At 63.6% G+C, this 18,405-nt stretch carries 17 protein-coding genes; 7 read left to right on the top strand and 10 right to left on the bottom strand.

Annotation, left to right across the window (positions count from 1 at the left end; genetic code table 11):
* Positions 1-22: 22 nt before the first annotated feature.
* The 6 genes from ACFWXH_RS00225 to ACFWXH_RS00250 all read left to right on the top strand — a co-directional run bounded on the left by ACFWXH_RS00225 (position 23) and on the right by ACFWXH_RS00250 (position 6,298).
* On the top strand, positions 23-1,348 hold the full coding sequence (locus tag ACFWXH_RS00225) for an O-acetylhomoserine aminocarboxypropyltransferase/cysteine synthase family protein (protein ID WP_379116480.1): 1,326 nt from the start codon (positions 23-25) through the stop codon (positions 1,346-1,348).
* Positions 1,349-1,392: 44 nt separating this feature from the next.
* Positions 1,393-1,707, top strand: coding sequence for a hypothetical protein (locus tag ACFWXH_RS00230; protein ID WP_379116482.1), 315 nt, complete (start codon positions 1,393-1,395; stop codon positions 1,705-1,707).
* Complete coding sequence (locus ACFWXH_RS00235) at positions 1,704-2,729, top strand: isopenicillin N synthase family dioxygenase (RefSeq protein ID WP_379116484.1); 1,026 nt, start codon at positions 1,704-1,706, stop codon at positions 2,727-2,729. The genes ACFWXH_RS00230 and ACFWXH_RS00235 overlap by 4 nt, the downstream gene beginning before the upstream one ends.
* A gap of 246 nt (positions 2,730-2,975) precedes the next feature.
* Positions 2,976-4,010: an amino acid ABC transporter substrate-binding protein gene (locus ACFWXH_RS00240; protein ID WP_054309387.1), complete on the top strand. Its 1,035-nt coding sequence runs from the start codon at positions 2,976-2,978 to the stop codon at positions 4,008-4,010.
* A gap of 21 nt (positions 4,011-4,031) precedes the next feature.
* The gene (locus ACFWXH_RS00245; RefSeq protein ID WP_379116486.1) at positions 4,032-5,222 is read left to right on the top strand and encodes an amino acid ABC transporter permease; all 1,191 of its coding nucleotides are present in this window, start codon (positions 4,032-4,034) and stop codon (positions 5,220-5,222) included.
* Positions 5,219-6,298 (top strand): amino acid ABC transporter permease, encoded by a 1,080-nt coding sequence (locus tag ACFWXH_RS00250; protein WP_379116488.1) that lies wholly within the window; start codon positions 5,219-5,221, stop codon positions 6,296-6,298. The genes ACFWXH_RS00245 and ACFWXH_RS00250 overlap by 4 nt, the downstream gene beginning before the upstream one ends.
* Positions 6,299-6,465: 167 nt before the next feature.
* On the opposite strand, the gene ACFWXH_RS00255 is transcribed toward ACFWXH_RS00250, so the two are convergent.
* From ACFWXH_RS00255 to ACFWXH_RS00300, 10 genes are all read right to left on the bottom strand, one after another.
* Positions 6,466-7,635 carry a trans-sulfuration enzyme family protein gene (locus ACFWXH_RS00255; protein ID WP_379116490.1) on the bottom strand — a complete coding sequence of 390 codons (1,170 nt, stop codon included), beginning with the start codon at positions 7,633-7,635 and terminating at the stop codon, positions 6,466-6,468.
* Positions 7,632-9,020 (bottom strand): pyridoxal-phosphate dependent enzyme, encoded by a 1,389-nt coding sequence (locus tag ACFWXH_RS00260; RefSeq protein ID WP_379118885.1) that lies wholly within the window; start codon positions 9,018-9,020, stop codon positions 7,632-7,634. The genes ACFWXH_RS00255 and ACFWXH_RS00260 overlap by 4 nt, the downstream gene beginning before the upstream one ends.
* Positions 9,021-9,376: 356 nt before the next feature.
* Positions 9,377-10,132, bottom strand: a complete 756-nt coding sequence (locus ACFWXH_RS00265) for an MBL fold metallo-hydrolase (protein WP_379116492.1) — start codon at positions 10,130-10,132, stop codon at positions 9,377-9,379.
* A 127-nt stretch (positions 10,133-10,259) separates the two neighbouring features.
* Complete coding sequence (locus tag ACFWXH_RS00270; RefSeq protein ID WP_379118887.1) at positions 10,260-11,000, bottom strand: ATP-binding cassette domain-containing protein; 741 nt, start codon at positions 10,998-11,000, stop codon at positions 10,260-10,262.
* Positions 11,001-11,055: 55 nt separating this feature from the next.
* The gene (locus tag ACFWXH_RS00275; protein WP_379116494.1) at positions 11,056-11,946 is read right to left on the bottom strand and encodes an ABC transporter ATP-binding protein; all 891 of its coding nucleotides are present in this window, start codon (positions 11,944-11,946) and stop codon (positions 11,056-11,058) included.
* Complete coding sequence (locus ACFWXH_RS00280; protein ID WP_379116496.1) at positions 11,943-12,794, bottom strand: ABC transporter permease; 852 nt, start codon at positions 12,792-12,794, stop codon at positions 11,943-11,945. The genes ACFWXH_RS00275 and ACFWXH_RS00280 overlap by 4 nt, the downstream gene beginning before the upstream one ends.
* Positions 12,787-13,794, bottom strand: coding sequence for an ABC transporter permease (locus tag ACFWXH_RS00285; protein ID WP_379118889.1), 1,008 nt, complete (start codon positions 13,792-13,794; stop codon positions 12,787-12,789). The genes ACFWXH_RS00280 and ACFWXH_RS00285 overlap by 8 nt, the downstream gene beginning before the upstream one ends.
* 47 nt (positions 13,795-13,841) lie before the next feature.
* The gene (locus ACFWXH_RS00290) at positions 13,842-15,377 is read right to left on the bottom strand and encodes an ABC transporter substrate-binding protein (RefSeq protein WP_379116498.1); all 1,536 of its coding nucleotides are present in this window, start codon (positions 15,375-15,377) and stop codon (positions 13,842-13,844) included.
* A 63-nt stretch (positions 15,378-15,440) separates the two neighbouring features.
* A complete protein-coding gene (locus tag ACFWXH_RS00295) occupies positions 15,441-15,842 on the bottom strand; it encodes a RidA family protein (protein ID WP_379116500.1) in 402 nt (133 codons plus the stop codon).
* Positions 15,843-15,899: 57 nt separating this feature from the next.
* Entirely contained in the window at positions 15,900-17,468 is a 1,569-nt protein-coding gene (locus ACFWXH_RS00300) for a phytoene desaturase family protein (RefSeq protein WP_379116502.1), read from the bottom strand.
* Between the two features lie 139 nt (positions 17,469-17,607).
* Between ACFWXH_RS00300 and ACFWXH_RS00305 the strand changes: the two genes are divergently transcribed.
* Positions 17,608-18,399 carry a cyclase family protein gene (locus ACFWXH_RS00305; protein ID WP_379116504.1) on the top strand — a complete coding sequence of 264 codons (792 nt, stop codon included), beginning with the start codon at positions 17,608-17,610 and terminating at the stop codon, positions 18,397-18,399.
* The last annotated feature ends 6 nt before the right edge of the window (positions 18,400-18,405 follow it).

Consider the following 18,405-nt stretch of genomic DNA (forward strand, 5'->3'; position numbering starts at 1 on the left):
ACCGAAACAAGGAGCAGACGACATGACGCTGGAAAATTTCTCTGCCGAAACGCTCGCGCTGCATGGCGGGGGCTGGCGCGCCGATCCCGCCACGGGTGCCGTGGCGGTGCCGATCTACCAGACCACGTCCTACCAGTTCCAGGACACCAATCATGCCGACCGGTTGTTCTCGCTGGATGAAGTCGGCCACATCTACACCCGCGTCTCCAATCCGACGCAGGATGCCTTCGAGCAGCGCATCGCCGCCCTGGAAGGCGGTGCCGCGGCGCTGCTTCTGTCGTCGGGGCAGGCAGCGTCTGCCTATTCGGTGCTGAACCTTGCCGGCGCAGGCGACAACATCGTTTCTTCCACCGGCCTCTACGGTGGTACCTGGGCGCTGTTTGCGGCCACGCTCAAGCATTTCGGCGTCGAGGTACGTTTTGTCGATGCGTCGGATCCGGAGAATTTCCGCCGCGCCACCGATGAGCGCACCCGCGCCTACTACGCGGAATCGCTGCCCAATCCGAAGTTGCAGGTCTTCCCGATCAAGGAGGTTGCGGAGATCGGTCGCTCGCTCGGCGTGCCGCTGATCGTCGACAACACGGCTGCTCCCCTGATCATCCGGCCGTTCGAACACGGCGCGGCGGTCGTCGTCTATTCGGCTACCAAATATATTGGCGGCCATGGCACTTCGATCGGTGGTATCGTCATCGACGGTGGCAATTTCCCTTGGGAAGAGCATGCGGGCCGCTTCCCGACGCTGACCCAGCCGGACGCGAGCTATCACGGCAAGATCTGGGTGGAAGCGGCCAAGCCGCTCGGACCGGTTGCCTACGTGCTGCGCATCCGCACCGTGCTGTTGCGCGATGTCGGTGCGGCGATCAGCCCGTTCAACGCCTTCCAGCTCCTGCAGGGGCTGGAGACCTTGCCGCTGCGCATCCGCCAGCACAATGAGAACGCGCTCAAGGTCGCCGAATATCTGAAGGGCCACCCCAAGGTGGACTCGGTCATCTTCCCTCGCTACCAGGAGGGCGAGGACAAGCGTCGCGCCGATGCCTATTTCCGGGCTGGAAACTATGGTGCGCTGGTAGGCTTCGAGCTGAAGGACGGACGTGAAGCCGGCCGCAGTTTCATCAACGGGTTGAAGCTCTTCTACCATGTCGCCAACATCGGCGACGCCCGTTCATTAGCCATCCACCCTTCCACGACCACGCATTCGCAGCTCTCTGCCGAGGATCAGCTCTCCTCCGGTGTGACACCGGGCTACGTGCGGCTATCGGTCGGCATCGAACATCCCGACGACATCATCCGCGATCTCGAGCAGGCACTCGACGGCGCCGTCGGCGAACAGGAACTGAAGGCCGCCTAGAGCATGTGACTGGGGTACGCGAAATGAGCGTTCAGTCGAGAAGAATGGCCAGAACTGTCTTGCCGTGGCTCGAACTCGCCAGCGTTCTTCTGGTTGCGCTCAGCGTCCTGTGGTGGGCCGTCGTCTATGCGCAGGTGATGGCAAACACGGGTTTTTCCGCTGCGCGCACGCTGCCGTGTCTCCTCTACACGTCGGACCGTTGCTCGCTGGCGATGGCGCTGTGCAAGGATTGGCATTTTCTCGGCATCAAACGGTATTCGGCTGACCTGCTGTGGCTTGGGGTGGCCGCGGCGGCGATCGCAATCTTGGCGGGTGGGTTTTTCGGCAACACGGACAGACCGGAGGAATCCCGAACATGACCAGAATCGTACCTGTGCTCGATCTGAGCCGCTTGGAGCAGGGCGCATCGGAACGGCGCACCTTCTTGGCGGACCTCAGGTCGGCGGCCCGCGATGTCGGGTTCTTCTATCTGGCCGGCCACGGTATCGCGGTCAGCGAGATCGAAGGCGTGCTCGCTTCGGCGAAGCGTTTCTTCGAACTGCCGGAGGACGAAAAGCTCAAGATCGCCATGGTCAACTCGCCGCAGTTTCGCGGTTACACGCGCACCGGCGGTGAGCTGACGCGCGGCAAGGCGGACTGGCGCGAACAGCTCGACATCGGGGTCGAGCGCGAGGCGATCGCACAGAAGCCGGGCACCGCCGCATGGACGCGCCTGCAGGGGCCGAACCAATGGCCACGGCTCTATCCGGATCTGAAGCCGGCGCTGCTGGCCTGGCAGGCGCAGGTGACCGACGTGGCGATCCGTCTGCTCAAGGCTTTCGCGCTGTCGCTCGAGCAGCCGGAGAATGCCTTCGACGCCATCTATGCCGGTGAACCCAACCACCGCATGAAGATCGTGCGCTATCCCGGCCGCGATCTCACGGGCAGCGAGCAAGGCGTCGGCGCGCACAAGGATGGCGGCTTCCTGACCCTGTTGCTGCAGGACCACAATGAGGGCCTGCAGGTCGAATATGACGAGCGCTGGGTGCCGGTCGATCCGATCGCCGGCACGCTGGTCGTCAACATCGGCGAACTGCTGGAACTGGCTTCAAACGGCTATCTGCGCGCCACGGTGCATCGTGTCGTCACGCCACCCACCGGTGTCGAACGGCTGTCGGTGCCGTTCTTCTTCAGTGCGCGGCTGGATGCTTCCATTCCGCTGCTCGACCTGCCCCCCAATCTGGCGGAGGAAGCGCGAGGACCGGCCAGCGATCCCGAGAATCCGCTGTTCCGCAATGTCGGCACCAATGTGTTGAAGAGCCGCCTGCGTTCGCATCCAGATGTCGCCAAGCGACATTATGCCGACCTGCTCGAAAGCGGCTTCGCTTCGGTAGCCGCCTGACCCGCATCCCACATCCTCTCACCTCGGCCGGGTTCTGCCCGGCCGCTTTTTTTCGCAAAGAGGAGGCGCGCCGCTTCCACCTCCAAAGCCGCCGTTTTTCGGCAAAGCGCTTCCCGGAACGCCGCAATTTTGGATTGTCGTTCCTTAGTCTACAAATTTTATGGAGTTACCGTTTGTCAGGGTCGGCGAAAGGGGGCTGAGCGCGATCGTTTCGGGTCGGCCTGTTACAGATCAGGAGTTATCGAGATGACATTTTTATCGCAACCCGGCGGCCTGTGGCGCCGTGCGGTGGCGGCGTCGCTGGTCGTGGCTGCGACCGCGTTTTCAAGCGTGGCCGATGCCGGCCCAACGCTGGATAAGATCAAGCAGCGCGGCGCAATCAAGGTCGGCGTCGGCACCACCCCAGGCTTCTTCGCGCCGGGCGACGACGGCCAGTGGAAGGGCTTCTTCGTCGACTACGGCAAGGCGCTTTCCATCACCGTGTTCGGCACGCCGGACAAGGTCGAGTTCACCAACTCCTCGCCGCAGCAGCGCCTGCCGGCACTCCAGGCCGGCGAGTTCGACATCCTGCTGTCGGGCGTGACGGTGACCATCGCCCGTGCCCTGCAACTGGGTTTCCACTTCGGCCCGACCGTATTTTATGACGGGCAGGGCATCCTGGTCCGCAAGGACCTCGGCGTGACCAAGGCAGCGGAACTCGATGGCGCCACCATTGGCGTGCAGAGCGGCACCACCGGCGAGCTGAACATCGCCGACTTCTTCCGCAAGACCGGCAAGAAGTTCACGCCGGTGACCATCGAGGAGACCGGCGAATTCATCAACGCGCTGGAATCCGGCCGCGTCGATGCGATCACGCAGGACAGCTCCGATCTTGTCGGCAAGCGTACCCAGCTGAAGAAGCCGGATGACTACGTCATCCTGCCGGAGCGCCTGTCCAAGGAGCCGCTGGCTCCGGCCATCGCCGGTGGCGACGACCGCTGGCAGGAACTGGTCAACTGGACCGTCAACGTCACCATCCAGGCCGAGGAATGGGGCATCACCTCGAAGAATGTCGATGAGTTCCTGAAGTCGGAAGATCCGGCGATCCAGCGCTTCCTCGGCGTCGATCCTTCGCTGGCGCAGGCCACCAATCTCGATCCGAAATGGGCCTACAACATCATCAAGACGGTGGGCAATTACGGCGAGATCTTCGACCGCAACCTGAAGCCGCTCGGCTGGGAACGCGGCTACAACAATCTGTGGTCGAACGGCGGCCTGCTCTATTCGCCGCCCTTCCGCTGAGCTGACCGAGCTTTCCGAACCATGGCGACGACCGAAATCGTGCCGGGCCGCGATCGGCCCGGCCTGCTGAGCCGGCTGGCCGGCTGGTGGGGGCCGCGGCCCTTCATCCAGCTTGCCGTCTTCGTCGCGGTCGTCGCTTTGTTCTGGCTGCTGGGCGCCAATGTCGCCGACACCATGAGGCGCATCGGCGTCACGCCGGGCTTCGGCTTTCTCGAACGGTCGGCCAATTTCGAGATCGGCGAGAGCGTCATCGCCTTCAAGGCGGGCGATCTCTACGTCTGGGCAATCCTTGCCGGCCTCATCAACACCGTCAAAGTGGCCGTGCTTGGCTGCGTTCTGGCAACCATTCTGGGCGTGGCACTGGGTGTAGCGGGCCTGTCCGGCAATCTGCTGCTGGCGACGCTCGTGCGCTGGTACGTCGAACTGATCCGCAACACGCCTCTGCTGTTGCAACTGTTCTTCTGGATCGCGCTCGCCAAATCCTTTCCGCCGCCAAGGCAGGCGTTGTCGGCCTTCAACGCGCTGTTCCTGTCCAATCGCGGCGTCTTCGTGCCGGGCATCATCGTAGACGGGTTTTCAAGCCGGACCGTTCTGCTGCTGGTCGCCATCGCCTTGTCCTACGGCCTCTATCTCTACACCGCGTATCGTCGCCGTCGCCTGAGGTCCGGCAACGGTTTGGCCGCGACGTTCGTTCTGCTGGCGGCCGCCGGGGCGGCATTCCCGGCGACGGGTGCGACGCTGTCTCTCGACATACCGGTGCTTGGCGGTTTCAACATCCGAGGTGGCTACAGCCTGACGCCGGAGTTCGCCGCGCTGCTTGCAGGCCTCACCGTCAAATTCTCGGCAGCGATCGCCGAGATCGTGCGCGCCGGCATCCAGTCGGTCTCGCGCGGCCAGTGGGAGGCGGCGAGGGCGCTCGGCCTGCATCCGGGTCAGATCATGCGTCTCGTCGTGCTGCCGCAGGCACTGCGTGTGATCACGCCGCTGATCACGTCGAGCTATCTCGACCTCACCAAGGATTCCAGCCTGGCGGTCGCCATCGGCTATCCGGACCTCGTATCCATCATCAACACCACCGCCAACACCACCGGCCAGTCCTTCGAGGCGCTGGCCATCCTGATCGGCATCTATCTTGTCCTGAACCTGTCGGTGTCGGCGCTGATGAATGTCTATAATCGCAGGGTCGCCCTGCGCGGAGACGTTTCGCGATGAGCCTCGTCGATATCGCTTCGCTGCCGCTGATGGGCCGCTCCTTCGATTGGAAACCGCTGTGGAACGGGTTGTTCGGCACCAGGTTGAACACGGCGCTGACGGCGCTCACGCTTGCCTTCCTCGTCTGGCTAGTGCCGCCGTTGGTGCGCTGGCTGGTGCTCGACGCCACCTGGACCGGCACGGCGCAGGATTGCGCAGCGGCATCAGGCGCCTGCTGGGCCTTCGTGACGGCCAAACTGCGCTTCATCCTGTTCGCCTTCTACCCGCAGGACCTGCAATGGCGGCCGACCGCGGCGCTCCTGCTTTTGCTCGGCCTGCTCGGCGTCACCGCCCTGCCACGCTTCTGGCGGCGCGAGCTGTTGATCGCCTGGCTGCTGGTCGTCGGTCTCTGCTGGGTGCTGCTCACCGGCACGCTGACCGGATCGCCGGTACCGTCCAACCAGTGGGGCGGGCTGCCGGTTACCCTGCTGGTCTGGTCGGTCTGTTTCGGACTCTCGATTCCGCTGGCGGTTCTGCTGGCGCTGGCACGGCGTTCGAAGATGGGCGGTCTGCGCACGCTGGCTGTTCTGTTCATCGAACTGATGCGCGGCACGCCGATGGTGGCCATCCTTTATGTCGCAATGCTGATCCTGCCGATGGCCATTCCCGGCGGGCAGTTCGTCGACAAGACGGTCAGGGCCATCATCATGATCACCTTGTTCTGGTCGGCCTATGTCGCCGAGGTGGTGCGGGGAGGGTTGCAGACCATTCCGCACGGCCAGGAAGAGGCCGCCAAGGCGCTTGGCCTCGGCTATTGGCGCACCATGCAGTTGATCGTGCTGCCGCAGGCGCTGCGCCAGGTCATTCCAGGCATGGTCAACCTGGCCATCGGCTTCCTGCTTGCCACCTCGCTGCTTGCCGTCATCGGCATCTTCGACCTGCTCAACGCGGCAAGGGCCTCGACCACCGACCCGAAATGGCTTGGCTTCTACGACGAGGCCTATCTGGTCGCGGGCGTCATCTATTTCCTGTTCTGCTTCGGTGGCTCGCGTTATAGCCGCTGGCTGGAGACGCGGCTGAGGGCACCACATCATTGATCCTAGCGCCGAGACAGATGAGGGGTGTTGGAAGATACGAGCGATTTGGGGTCAGGCACCACCGCATCACGCGAGGTCTGATAAGGGAGCACTCCGTCCAGCACCCCTCATCCGACCTCGCCTTTGGCTCGGCCACCTTCTCCCACAAGGGGAGAAGGGAAGTCCGCTTACACCGCCAAGGCCTGCGCCAGATCGGCGATCAGGTCGTCGGTGTCTTCGATGCCGGCTGACAGTCTGACCAGAGAATCCGAGATGCCGATGGCCGCCCGCTTTTCCGCGGGGATGGAACCATGCGTCATCAATGCCGGATGTTCTATCAGGCTTTCGACGCCGCCGAGGCTTTCGGCCAGTGCGAACAGGCGCGTGTGCTCGAGGAAGCGTTTGGTGCCGGCAAGGTCGCGATCGAGCTCCACGGTGACCATGCCACCGAAGGCATTCATCTGCGCCTTGGCGACATCGTGCTGCGGATGGCTCTCCAATCCCGGATAGATGACACGGCGGACATCCGGCCGTGCTTCCAGCCAGCGCGCGATCTTCAGGCCGTTGGCCGAATGCCGCTCCATGCGTAGCGCCAGCGTCTTCAGGCCGCGCAGCGCCAGGAAACTGTCGAACGGCCCGGAAATGGCGCCGACCGCATTCTGCAGGAACTTCAACTGGTCGCGCAGTTCGGTATTGTCGCCCACCACGACGACGCCCCCAACCATGTCGGAATGGCCGTTCAGATATTTGGTTACGGAATGCACGACAAGATCGATGCCGAGTTCCAATGGCCGCTGAATGTAGGGGCTGCAGAATGTGTTGTCAGCGACCGCAATCAGCCCCTTGCGACGGGCCAGTGCGGCAACGGCGGCGAGATCGACCACGCGCAGCAGCGGGTTGGTCGGCGTTTCCACCCACAGCAGCTTGGTCTCTGGCCGGATCGCTGCCTCGACGGCGGCGAGGTCGGTGAAATCGGCGAAGCTCACCTGCAACCCGGCAGAGCGCTTGCGCACGCGTTCGAGCAGGCGGAACGTGCCGCCATAGATGTCGTCGGTTGCGACGATATGGGCGCCGGCGTCGAGCAGCTCGAAGATATTGGCGATGGCCGCCAGGCCCGATGCGTAGGCAAAGGCCGCCGAGCCGCTTTCAAGATCCGCCACCGCGCGCTCGAAGGCGAAGCGGGTCGGGTTCTGGCTGCGGGCATATTCGAAGCCCTTGTGCACGCCGGGCGACTGCTGCGCATAGGTAGAGGTCGCATAGATCGGCACCATGACGGCGCCGGTGGTCGGGTCATGGCTCTGCCCGCCATGGATGGTGCGGGTCGAAAAAGCGAGCCTGTTCTTGCCCTGGATGGTCATCGGGTGCGCCTCAGATGGTTGATGAGATCGATGCGGGTGATGAGGCCGACGAATTCGTCGCCGTCGAAGACGATGGCCACTTCGTTGCGGTCGAAGACCGGCAGCAGCGCGTCCAGCGTCTGGTTGGCCTGCAGCGTGTGGAGTTCAGCGGTCATGGCCGTGTGCACGGGCTGGTCGAAGCGGTGCCAGCGGCCGTCATAAGGGCCATCGACTTTTCCGAGGATGTCGCCTTCGTCGATGATGCCGACCAGCTTGCCATCTTCCAGAACAGGCAGTTGCGAGACGTCGCCACGCCGCATGCGGCCATAGGCGGTCAGCAGCGTGTCCTCCGGCCCCACGAACACCGTGCCGCCCTCGCGATGCGAACGGGCCACGAGGTCGGAGAGGTCGCCATGCTGTTCGCGCTCGGCAAGGCCTTGTTCGGCCAGCCAGAAATCGTCGAACACCTTGGAGAGATATTTGTTGCCGCTGTCGCAGACGAAGGTGACGACGCGTTTCGGCACCTTCTGTTCGCGGCAGTAGCGCAGCGCTGCCGACAGCAGCGTGCCGGACGACGAGCCGGCGAGGATGCCTTCCTTGGAAAGCAGGTCCCGCACTGCCAGCATCGAATGCCGGTCGGAGACCGAATAGGCTTTCTTGACCAGTGACAGGTCGCAGTTCGGCGGCACGAAATCCTCGCCGATGCCCTCCACGGTCCAACTGCCGGCCTCGATCATCTCGCCGGTCTTGACCAGCGGCGCCAGCACCGAGCCGACCGGATCGGCCAGCACCATCTCGGTCTTGGGCGAGACGCCAGCGAAGAAACGGCCGAGCCCGGACAAGGTGCCGCCGGAACCGACGCCGACCACCACGGCGTCGACATCGCCGTCGAGCTGCTGCCAGATTTCCGGGCCCGTCGTGGTCTCGTGCGCCAGTGGATTGGCCGGGTTGGAGAACTGGTTGGCGTAGAAGGCGCCAGGAATTTCAGAGGCCAGTTTTTCGGCCATGTCTTGGTAGTATTCGGGATGGCCCTTGCCGACATCGGAGCGGGTCAGCCGCACCTCGGCGCCCAGAGCCCTCAGATGCTGCACCTTCTCGCGCGACATCTTGTCGGGCACGATGAGGATGATGCGGTAGCCGCGCGGAATGCCGACCTGCGCCAGTCCAAGCCCGGTGTTACCGGCCGTCGCCTCGATGATGACGCCGCCGCGTTTCAGCCGCCCGTCCCGTTCGGCCTGATCGATCATGGAGCGGGCGATACGATCCTTGATCGAGCCGCCCGGGTTCTGGCTTTCCAGCTTGATGAACAGCCGGCACTTGCCGGTATCGAACTTTTTCAACTCCACGATCGGCGTCTCGCCGATCAGGTCGAGCACCGAAGCGACCGGCTGCTGCAGCCGCTTCATTGCACCATCGAATTCTGCCTCAGCCTTCGCGCTCATCGCAACGCTCCCTGGAGCATGATCCCGAAAAGTTGCAGACTTTTCGGATCAAGATCATGCGACAAACCAAACCACGTGACCGGATCGCTGCCGGCATGCGTCCTGATCGCAGAAGCGACCGCTTCTTGTCGAAGGAAAGAATTTCCTTTGATCGGCGATCAGTAGAATGTCGTTTCAGTTCTCCGGAATTCCAGCTTTCTGGCGATGCATCCATTCTCTGCATGAGAATGGTTTTCGCCAACCATATGCGAACAATATGGCGCTGGAGGCACGATTGGCCAGTCCCTTCATGCCTGCTGGCGGAGGGAATTCGGCTTCCTTCAACCCTTGTCGACGCGCACTGCTTCGCCGTCGGCTGGGATCAGCAGCCGTTCGGCGCCGATACCGGCGGCTTCGGCTGTCTGGCGCAGCGTGGCCCGGTCGATCGTGGCATGGTCGAGCGCCTCCATATGCACGGCAATCACCTTGGCCTGGGGGGCCAAGCGCGCCACTTCCACGGTCTGCTTGTCGTCCATGACGATCAGTTCCCCATCCCAGCGCGCGCCGCAGGAATGGGTGATGATGATGTCGGGCTTCGTCGCTGCGATCGTCTCAGTCACCGGCGGATAGAGCACCGTATCGCCAGCCCAATAGAGCGTCGGCTCGCCTGCCGCCTCCAGCGAGAAACCGATCACCGCACCCATCTTCTCGACCACCGGTCCCAGCCCGTGGCTGCCGTCGCGCCGGGTCAGCTTGATCCCGTTCCAGGTGAATTCGGAGGCAAGCGTGGTGACGTCCTCGAAACCGAAGCCACGGATCTTCTCCTCATTGCCCGGCTGGCAGATCAGGGGCAGGTTCTTCGCGATCACCGTCTGCGCCACCGTGTCGAAGTGGTCGGCATGCAAATGCGAGACGATCACCAGGTCGACGCCTGCGAGGATTTCCTCGATGCTGGCCGGCAGGTCGACCATCGGGTTCGGCGAGCGGCCGGTGAAGGAGGGGCGGCTGTGCTTGTCGCCGAGATCCGGGTCGACCAGCAGCGTCTTGCCGGCGACTTCGATCTTCAGAGCGGCGTTTCGGAACAGACGGATTTTCATGATGTCCTCGGCAGGGATGCGGTGGTGCCGTTGTGTATCCCGCTCTTGGTTCGGGAGAAAGGCATGACGTCATGCATCCCCAGGGAGGACGAAAAAATCGTCCTCCTCTCGGACTTTAGGGCCGGTGCTACCAGTGCACCGAAGGGTCGGGTGTCGGAATGGCGTCGAGCAGTTCGCGCGTGTAGGCATGCTGCGGCCGTTCGAACAGATCGGCGGTTGCGGCATCCTCGACGATTTCACCCGAGCGCAGCACGATGACGCGGCTGCACAGCCTGCGGATCACCGACAGGTCGTGGCTGATGAAAGCGAGCGTCAGGCCGAGTTCCGCCACCAGTTTCTCGAGCAGCATCAGTACCTGCGCCTGCGAGGAGACGTCGAGACCGGAGACAATCTCGTCGGCAAGGATGAATTCCGGCCGCATGGCGATGGCACGGGCGATGCCGACGCGCTGGCGCTGGCCACCGGAGAGTTCGTGCGGATAGCGCCGCGCGAAATTGGCGGGCAGGCCGACATGTTCGAGCACCTCGCCGACGCGTGGATCGTTCGCCCTGGCATTCAGTGGCGCCGCCACCGTGCGCCCGACCGTCAGGCGCGGGTTGAGCGACGACAGCGGGTCCTGGAAGATCATCTGGATGCGCGGCCTGAGCGGCCGCATCGCGGCATCGGATAGATGCGCGATGTCGTGTCCGTCGAACAGCATCTGGCCGCCACTCGGTTCGGCAAGCCGGACCATCGTGCGCCCCAGCGTTGTCTTGCCCGAGCCTGAACCGCCGACGATGCCGAGCACCGCGCCGCGCGGGATGGTGAAGCTGATGCCCTTCAGGATCTCCAGCCTCGGCGCTGGCCCAAACAGCGGCTTTCGCGTCATGTCGGCGACATCGACGCGCAGATCCGAAACCTCGAAGATGTTGTCAGCCCTGTTATCAGCCACGGGCGCCTCCGTTCGGACGCCATGCGGCATCGCTGGCAGCCACCTCGGCTGCGACAGCGTCGAGGACTTCACGCGGCACCGGCTTCAGGGAAGATGACGGATCGGTATGACGCGGCGTTGCCGCCAGCAGTGCTGAGCTGTAGCCATGCTGCGGGGCGGCGAAGAAACGCTCCACCGTGGTATCTTCGACCACCTTGCCGGCATAGAGCACCGAAAGCGTATCGCAAACCTTGGAGACGACCCCGAGGTCATGGGTGACGAACAGCAGCGCGGTGCCGTGGCGGGCCTGCAGTTCGGAGATCAGCTTGAGGATCTGCTTCTGCACGGTGACGTCCAGCGCCGTCGTCGGTTCGTCGGCGACGATCAGCTTCGGTTCGGCGGCAAAGGCCGAAGCGATCAGGATGCGCTGGCGCATGCCGCCGGACAGTTCGTGTGGATAGAGCCGGATGATGCGTTCAGGCTCCGGGATGCTGACTTCCGCCAGCACTTCCAGCGCGCGCGTGGCGGCGCGCGCTTTCGTCCAGCCGAGGATGTCGACAAGGCGGTCGGTGATCTGCGGGCCTATGCGCCGCGACGGGTTGAGCGCGGTCAGCGGATCCTGCGGGATCAGTGCCGCCTTGGCGCCGATCAGCCGCCGGCGCTCGGCAGGAGATACCTTCTGCAGGTCCTGGCCGTCGAGCAGGATCTCGCCCTCGACAATCTCGACGGCCTTGGGCAGCACGCCCAGCACGGCCTTGCCGATCATGCTCTTGCCGGCGCCGCTTTCACCGACAAGACCGCGCACGGAGCCGGCCGGCAGGCTGATGTCGACTGAACGCAGCAGGCGCTGGCCCGTGCCGGCAAGCCGTGCCGAAAGCCCGCGTATCTCCAGGAAGCCGCTCATCGCAGCACCGGATCGAAACGTTCGCGCAGGCCATCGCCGAATTGCGCAAAGGAAAGAACGGTGAGGAAGAGCGCAATGAGCGGAAATACCAGGACCCACCAGGCCTGATGGATGCTGGTGCGACCTTCCGCGATCATGCCGCCCCAGGTCGGCTGGTCGGTCGAGATCGACAGGTTCACGAAGGACAGGATCGCCTCGACAATGACGGCAATGCCCATTTCCAGCGTCAGCAGCGCGATGATGGTGGGCAGCACATTGGGCAGGATTTCGGTGGCCAGCGTGCGCAGCCGGGTAAAGCCTGCCACCTTGGCGCTGTGTACATAGTCCATCTTCGACTGGTTCAGCGTTTCGGCACGCACGACGCGGCAGAAGCGTGTCCAGTCGATGATGACGATGGCAAGGATGACCGAGGTGAGGCCGGTGCCAAGCACGGCGATCAGCAGGATCGCGAACAGCACCGGCGGAAAGGCCATCCAGATGTCGACCAGCCGGCTGATCAACCGGTCGGCCCAGCCGCGATAGAAGCCGGCGACGAGGCCGAGCGCCGAACCGAGCAGGCAGGTGGCCGTGCCGGCGATCAGCGCCACGACCAGCGCGATGCGCGCGCCGTGGATGATGCGCGACAGCACATCGCGGCCGAGGCTGTCGGTGCCCAGCCAGTAGCCGGGCTCGGCGCCTGCGATCCATGCCGGCGGCAGGCGGCCGAGCATCAGGTCCTGCGCCAGCGGATCATGCGGGCTGATCAGCGGCGCAAGCAACGCCGCCAGCACGAACAGGGTCAGCCAGACGGCCGAGAGCCAAAGCCTTGCGCCGGAACGCCGGCGTATCGAACCACGTCCGTCAAGCATGACGCAGCTTCGGGTTGAGGAAGGCGTAGGTCATATCGACGGCCAGATTGACGAAGGTGAACAGGATGGCGAACAGGATGACGATGCCTTGGATCAGCGGCAGGTCGCGGTTGATGACGGCGTCGATCGCCATGTTGCCGAGCCCCTCATAGGAGAACAGCCGCTCGATGATGACGGTGCCGCCGATCAGGAAGGTGAACTGCACGCCGACCAGGGTGAGCGTCGGCAGGATCGAATTGGGCAGCGCTTCCGACAGGATCACCTTGGTTTCCGAATAGCCCTTGGTGCGGGCGAGCACCGAATAGTCGAGGTTCACCGTCTCCTTGAGCGACTGCTTGAGCAGTTGCGAGATGATCGCCGCCAGGGGCAGCGCCAGCGCCAGCGCCGGCATGAACATATGAGACAGCAGGTCGGCCGTGATGTCGAAGCGCAGCCGCGCCAGGCTTTCGAACAGATAGAACTGGCTGGTGAAGGGCAGTTCAAGCCGTGGCGAGACGCGGCCGGAAATCTGGAAGACGGGCCAGAGCACGCCGAACAGCAGGATCAGTGCAAGCCCCCACAGGAAATCCGGGATCGACAGGCCAATGCCGTTGGCGACGTCGATGCCGGCCTCTGTCTTGCGTCCCCGGAACCGCGTGCCGAGGACGGCAAGGGTTCCCCCGATCGCCACCGCCATCACCAGCGCCATGATGGACAGTTCCAGCGTTGCCGGCAGGCGGTCGAGCACCAGCGACAGCACCGGCTGGCGTGTCGAGATCGAGGTGCCGAAATCGCCATGCAGCACATTGCCGAACCAGATGACGAACTGCTCGAAGATGGATTTATCCAGCCCATAGAGCGTTTTCAGCCGTTCGATATCGGCCTCGGAAGCGCCGGGCGGCAGCATCATGGCGATGGGGTTTCCGGGCACCACGCGGATGACGACAAAAACGATCACCGCCACGCCGAACAGGGTGATCAGCGTGGTGATGAGCCGGGAGACGGTCTGGCGAAGAAACATCATGAGGAAAGGCCCCGGCCCGGCGAAGACCGGGCCGGGATTTCAGTCTATGCGCGTTTGATCAGGTGCGGCAGCAGTGCACCCGACTTGTGCGGGGTCACCCTCAGGCCTTCGCGGTGCACGATCGGCTGCGCGTATTGCAGCAGCGGGATCACCAGTCCTTCCTCGGCGATATAGCGGTCGACGTCCTTCCAGCCCTGGATACGCTTGGCCTCGTCCTTCTCGCCCCACAGCGGGATGATGCGGTCGACGAGTTCCTTGCCGTCCCAGACCGAGTGCGGGCTCGGGCCGAACATGGCGAAGCCGGTCGACGTGGTCGGATCGCCGACGGCGTTGCCCCAGTTGTAGAAGGCTGCCGGTGCGAGCTTGTCGGCGGCGCGCAGTTCGTAGTGCTGCGCGATCTCGTAGACCTCGATCTCCGCTTCGATGCCGACCTTGCGCCACATGCCGACGATCGCCTGGATCATCTCGTAGTCCTTCGGCTTGAAGCCGCGCGTCGTCTGGATCTTGAACTTCACCGGCTTCTCGGGCGAGTAGCCGGAAGCGGCCAACAGCGTCTTGGCTTCCTCCACATTCGGCTCGACCTTGATCGAGGCGTCATAGGCTGCGTATTCCGGCGTCTCCAGCGTCGACAGCGGCACGCCATAGCCGCGCAGCAGGCGGTCGATCAGCAACTGCTTGTCGATGGCCTTGATGGCACCGAGACGCACATTCTTGTCCAGCATCGGGTCGACGTCATTGATGAAGATCATCGCGATGTCGGAGACGGTTTCGCAACTGCCCTTGAGTGTGCCGCCGATCAGCCGGTCATACTCCTCATAGGGGATTTCCAGGGTCACGTCGGAATTGCCGGATTCGACTTCGGCGACGCGGCTTGCTGCGTCGGTGACGAACTTGATGGTGACGGTTTCGAAATCCGGCTTGCCGCCCCAATAGTCGGGATTGGCCTTCAACCGCACGAAGGCGTTGCGCTCGTAGCGATCGACCATATAGGGGCCGGTACCGATTGGCTTGGCCTCGAAACCTTCCGCGCCGACTTTTTCATAATAGGCCTTGGGCAGGACATAGCCGGTCAGGAACGACATCCACTTGAAGATGGTCGGCTCGAACTCGATCACGTCTGCCTCGACGCGGTTGCCGTCGACCTTGAAGTTGCCGACCTTCGACCAGACGAACTGGATCGGATTGCCGGTCTCGGCCTTGCCGGCGCGCGCCAGCGACCAGGCGACGTCCTCGGCGGTGAAAGGGCTGCCGTCATGCCATTTGACGCCTTCGCGGACGACCAGGAAGATCTTGGAGCGGTCGTCGTTCCAGCCCCATTCGGTGATCAGTCCCGGCGCGAAGGAGAGATCCGGGTTCTGGTGGATGAACATGTCGAAGACGGACTGGTAAAAACCCTGGATGGTCGGGTTCACCGCCGATGGGCCGACCGTCGGATCCCACGAAGGCAGGTTGACGTTGTAGGCGATGGTGAGTTCGTCCTTGCCCTGGGCAAAAACCTTGCCCGGCAGCGCGAGGCTGGCGGCCGCGACACCGGCACCCGCCAGTTTGAGCAGAGTGCGTCTGTTTGGATTTCCGTTCATGGTCGTGTTCCCCATTATTTGATGCCCGTTATTGATTGTCGCGCGAGGCGCCGAGCGGCCTGGTCAAAGAGCCGCCGCGGCCTCGATCTCGATGAGAAATTCCGGCATGGCCAGCGTCTGGACACCGATCAGCGTGTTGGCCGCAGGCGTGACGTCGCCGAAGAAGGCCCTGATTTCGGCTTCGATCGGACCAAGCTTGTCGGGCGTGTGGTTGACGACATAGGTCCGCAGCCGGACCACATCGGCCGGCGTGCCGCCGACTTCGGCCAGGACGGTCTTGAGGTTGGCCAATGCCTGGCGTGCCTGCGCCGCCAGGTCGCCCGGACCGACGAGTTCGCCGGCGCTGTTCCAGGCCACCTGGCCTGCCATGTGTAGGGTGCGCCCGCTGTTCTGTTCGACGGCATGGGAAAATCCGAACGGCAGCGACTTGTACATGCTGTCGGGGTTGATCGCCTTGCGCTTCATATTGGTCCTCCCACCTCTGGAGCCCGCTCGCCGCGGGCTTTGTTTTGCAGATTCTTCTCAGCCGCCTGCCAGTTGCTGCGCGAGCAGAAAGCCCGAACCTGCGCCGACGCCTGCGCCCGGCCAGGTCGCGGCACCGGCCAGATGAAAATTGCGTACCGGCGTGCTCCAGTCGGCCGAACCCGGCGCCGGCCGGAACAGGAAGTTCTGCGAAAGATGATGGCTGCCGCAGATCTGATCGCCGCCGACCAGATTGGCGTTGCCGCTTTCGAGATCGAGCGGGCTCACCACCGTGCGTTTGATGATCTTGGCGGACAGGCCCGGCGCATAACGTTCGATGATGGCGATCGCGCGGTCCGCATAGGCCTCGCGCACCGTTGCCCAGTCGCTGTCCTGAATGATGCCCGCCGCGTCCCCCTTGATCTCGGCCGGCACGACGCGTGTCTGCAGCCACAATATGTGCTTGCCGTCCGGCGCGCGGGCCGGATCGACCGCCGTCGGCTGGCCGACCACGATCACCGGTTCGGCCGGCAGCAGGCCGGCCTGCGCTTCCTGATAGGCGCGCGCCATGACGTCCAGCGACGGGGCGACATGCACATAGGCGAAGCGTTTCAGGGCAGGGTCGGCCCAGTCCGGCAATGAATCCACCGCCAGGTGGATCATCATGGTGCCGGGCGCATGGCGGAAATTCCGCATCTTCTGGTCGAAGCCGGCATTGCCGGAACCTTCAGGCAACAGTCCGCCCAAGGCTTTCGGCGAAACGGTTGCGATGACGGCACGGCTGGCTTCGAAGCGGCGCCCGTCGGCCAGAAGCACACCGGTCGCCCGGCCTCCGGCGGTGACGACGCGCTCGACGCGGGCGTTGCACTCGAGGGTGCCACCATGGCCTTCGACCATGGCCGTCAGAGCCTTGATGATGGTATCCGCGCCACCTTTGCCCAGCACCATGCCGAAGCTCTGGTTGGCCATGCCTTCAAGATAGGGGAAGACGGCGCCACCAGCGATATCAGGCGCGAAATCCAGGTGCATGCCCCAGGCGCCAAGCAGTGCTTTCACTTCACTGCTTTCAAACGTCTCGTCCAGCCAGGCGCGCGGCGAGGAGAGCAGGAAACGGCCGAGATCGAGTGTGCCGGCGAGGCCTTCCTTGCGCAGCAGCGAAAACAAGATACGTGCAAGTGCACGCTTTTTCATCGAGCTGCCGAGGATCGAGAATATCCGTTCCGCCCGCGCCGGAAAAGCCTTGACCAGTGTCTCCCAGGTCTCCCCGTCGCGTGCCGAAAAAGCGCGGATGCGGGTTGCGGTCGTCGCCAGATCGGTGGACACGCCCAGCCAGCGCCCGCCCGGGAACACCGAGGCGAAACAGTCCTGCACCGGCGCGAATTCCAGCCCCCGTTGCGCCAGTTCCGCACCATAAACCCTGTTGAATGCTGAGCCTGCGAACAGGCTGAGGTTCATGGCTGCAAGGTCGTGGCGGAAACCAGGCTCGGTCAGTTCGAGCGTCTTGACGGCACCGCCAGGACGGTCGGCGGCTTCGAACAGCCCGACCTTCCAGCCGCGTTTGGCGAGATGCGCCGCACAGGCAAGTGCGTTGTGTCCCGCGCCAATGAAAATGGCGTCGTATTTGGTCATGGAATTAGTTCACCCTTAAAATGATATTTGCATATGCATCTAAACTCGTCTAGCCTGATCTTCGGGAAAAACCGGAGCCGCCGCGATTGCCTGGTGGTCGGTCAAAAGAATGAAGAACACGCAATCAGGAGGATTGAACATGACCGCTGCAAACGCGCTCGCCAGCCTGGCCGAGCTTCTGGTGAGTGGACAGGTGGACGTCGTCGATCTGTCGGCGCCGCTCGGGCCCGATACCCCGCTTCTCAAGCTGCCGCCGGACTTCGCGGTGGACACGCCCAAGATCGAGATCCACACCATCTCGGAATACGACAAGAATGGTCCGTTCTGGGCCTGGAACTGGCTGAAGATCGGTGAGCATTCCGGCACGCATTTCGATGCGCCGCATCACTGGATCACCGGCAAGGAATATGCCGACGGCTACACGGACACGATTCCGGTTCGTAACTATGTCGCGCCGGTCAACGTGATCGACTGCTCGGCCGAGTCCGCTGCCGACAACGACTTTCTGCTCACCGCGGAAGGCGTGAAGGCCTGGGAAGCCAAGCACGGCGCCATCGGCAAGGGCGAGTGGGTGGTGATGCGCAGCGACTGGGATAAGCGCAACGGTTCCGAGGCTTCCTACCTGAACGCCGATGCCAACGGCCCGCATTCGCCGGGACCGACGGTCGACTGCATCGAATACATCATCGAGCGCGGCGCGATCGGCTGGGGCACGCAGTGCATCGGTACCGATGCGGGTGCCGCCGGCGGCATGACCCCGCCATTCCCGGCGCACAACCTGATGCACAAGGCCAACCGTTATGGTCTGGCCAGCCTGTGCAATCTCGACAAGCTGCCGGCCAAGGGCGCCATCCTGATCGCCGCGCCGCTGAAGATCGTCAAGGGCACCGGTAGCCCGGTGCGCGCGATGGCGCTGGTTCCTCGCGCCTGATCGGGA

This window comes from Mesorhizobium sp. NPDC059054 (assembly GCF_042739215.1).
GTDB lineage: Bacteria > Pseudomonadota > Alphaproteobacteria > Rhizobiales > Rhizobiaceae > Mesorhizobium.

Excerpts from the sequence above, each read along its gene's own strand:
- ACFWXH_RS00235 (WP_379116484.1), top strand. The coding sequence starts at position 1,704 with ATGACCAGAATCGTACCTGTGCTCGATCTGAGCCGCTTGGAGCAGGGC.
- ACFWXH_RS00280 (WP_379116496.1), bottom strand. The coding sequence starts at position 12,794 with ATGCTTGACGGACGTGGTTCGATACGCCGGCGTTCCGGCGCAAGGCTT.
- ACFWXH_RS00230 (WP_379116482.1), top strand. The coding sequence starts at position 1,393 with ATGGCCAGAACTGTCTTGCCGTGGCTCGAACTCGCCAGCGTTCTTCTG.
- ACFWXH_RS00295 (WP_379116500.1), bottom strand. The coding sequence starts at position 15,842 with ATGAAGCGCAAGGCGATCAACCCCGACAGCATGTACAAGTCGCTGCCG.
- ACFWXH_RS00270 (WP_379118887.1), bottom strand. The coding sequence starts at position 11,000 with ATGACGCGAAAGCCGCTGTTTGGGCCAGCGCCGAGGCTGGAGATCCTG.
- ACFWXH_RS00240 (WP_054309387.1), top strand. The coding sequence starts at position 2,976 with ATGACATTTTTATCGCAACCCGGCGGCCTGTGGCGCCGTGCGGTGGCG.
- ACFWXH_RS00285 (WP_379118889.1), bottom strand. The coding sequence starts at position 13,794 with ATGTTTCTTCGCCAGACCGTCTCCCGGCTCATCACCACGCTGATCACC.
- ACFWXH_RS00265 (WP_379116492.1), bottom strand. The coding sequence starts at position 10,132 with ATGAAAATCCGTCTGTTCCGAAACGCCGCTCTGAAGATCGAAGTCGCC.
- ACFWXH_RS00225 (WP_379116480.1), top strand. The coding sequence starts at position 23 with ATGACGCTGGAAAATTTCTCTGCCGAAACGCTCGCGCTGCATGGCGGG.
- ACFWXH_RS00290 (WP_379116498.1), bottom strand. The coding sequence starts at position 15,377 with ATGAACGGAAATCCAAACAGACGCACTCTGCTCAAACTGGCGGGTGCC.
- ACFWXH_RS00250 (WP_379116488.1), top strand. The coding sequence starts at position 5,219 with ATGAGCCTCGTCGATATCGCTTCGCTGCCGCTGATGGGCCGCTCCTTC.
- ACFWXH_RS00275 (WP_379116494.1), bottom strand. The coding sequence starts at position 11,946 with ATGAGCGGCTTCCTGGAGATACGCGGGCTTTCGGCACGGCTTGCCGGC.
- ACFWXH_RS00255 (WP_379116490.1), bottom strand. The coding sequence starts at position 7,635 with ATGACCATCCAGGGCAAGAACAGGCTCGCTTTTTCGACCCGCACCATC.
- ACFWXH_RS00260 (WP_379118885.1), bottom strand. The coding sequence starts at position 9,020 with ATGAAGCGGCTGCAGCAGCCGGTCGCTTCGGTGCTCGACCTGATCGGC.
- ACFWXH_RS00305 (WP_379116504.1), top strand. The coding sequence starts at position 17,608 with ATGACCGCTGCAAACGCGCTCGCCAGCCTGGCCGAGCTTCTGGTGAGT.
- ACFWXH_RS00300 (WP_379116502.1), bottom strand. The coding sequence starts at position 17,468 with ATGACCAAATACGACGCCATTTTCATTGGCGCGGGACACAACGCACTT.
- ACFWXH_RS00245 (WP_379116486.1), top strand. The coding sequence starts at position 4,032 with ATGGCGACGACCGAAATCGTGCCGGGCCGCGATCGGCCCGGCCTGCTG.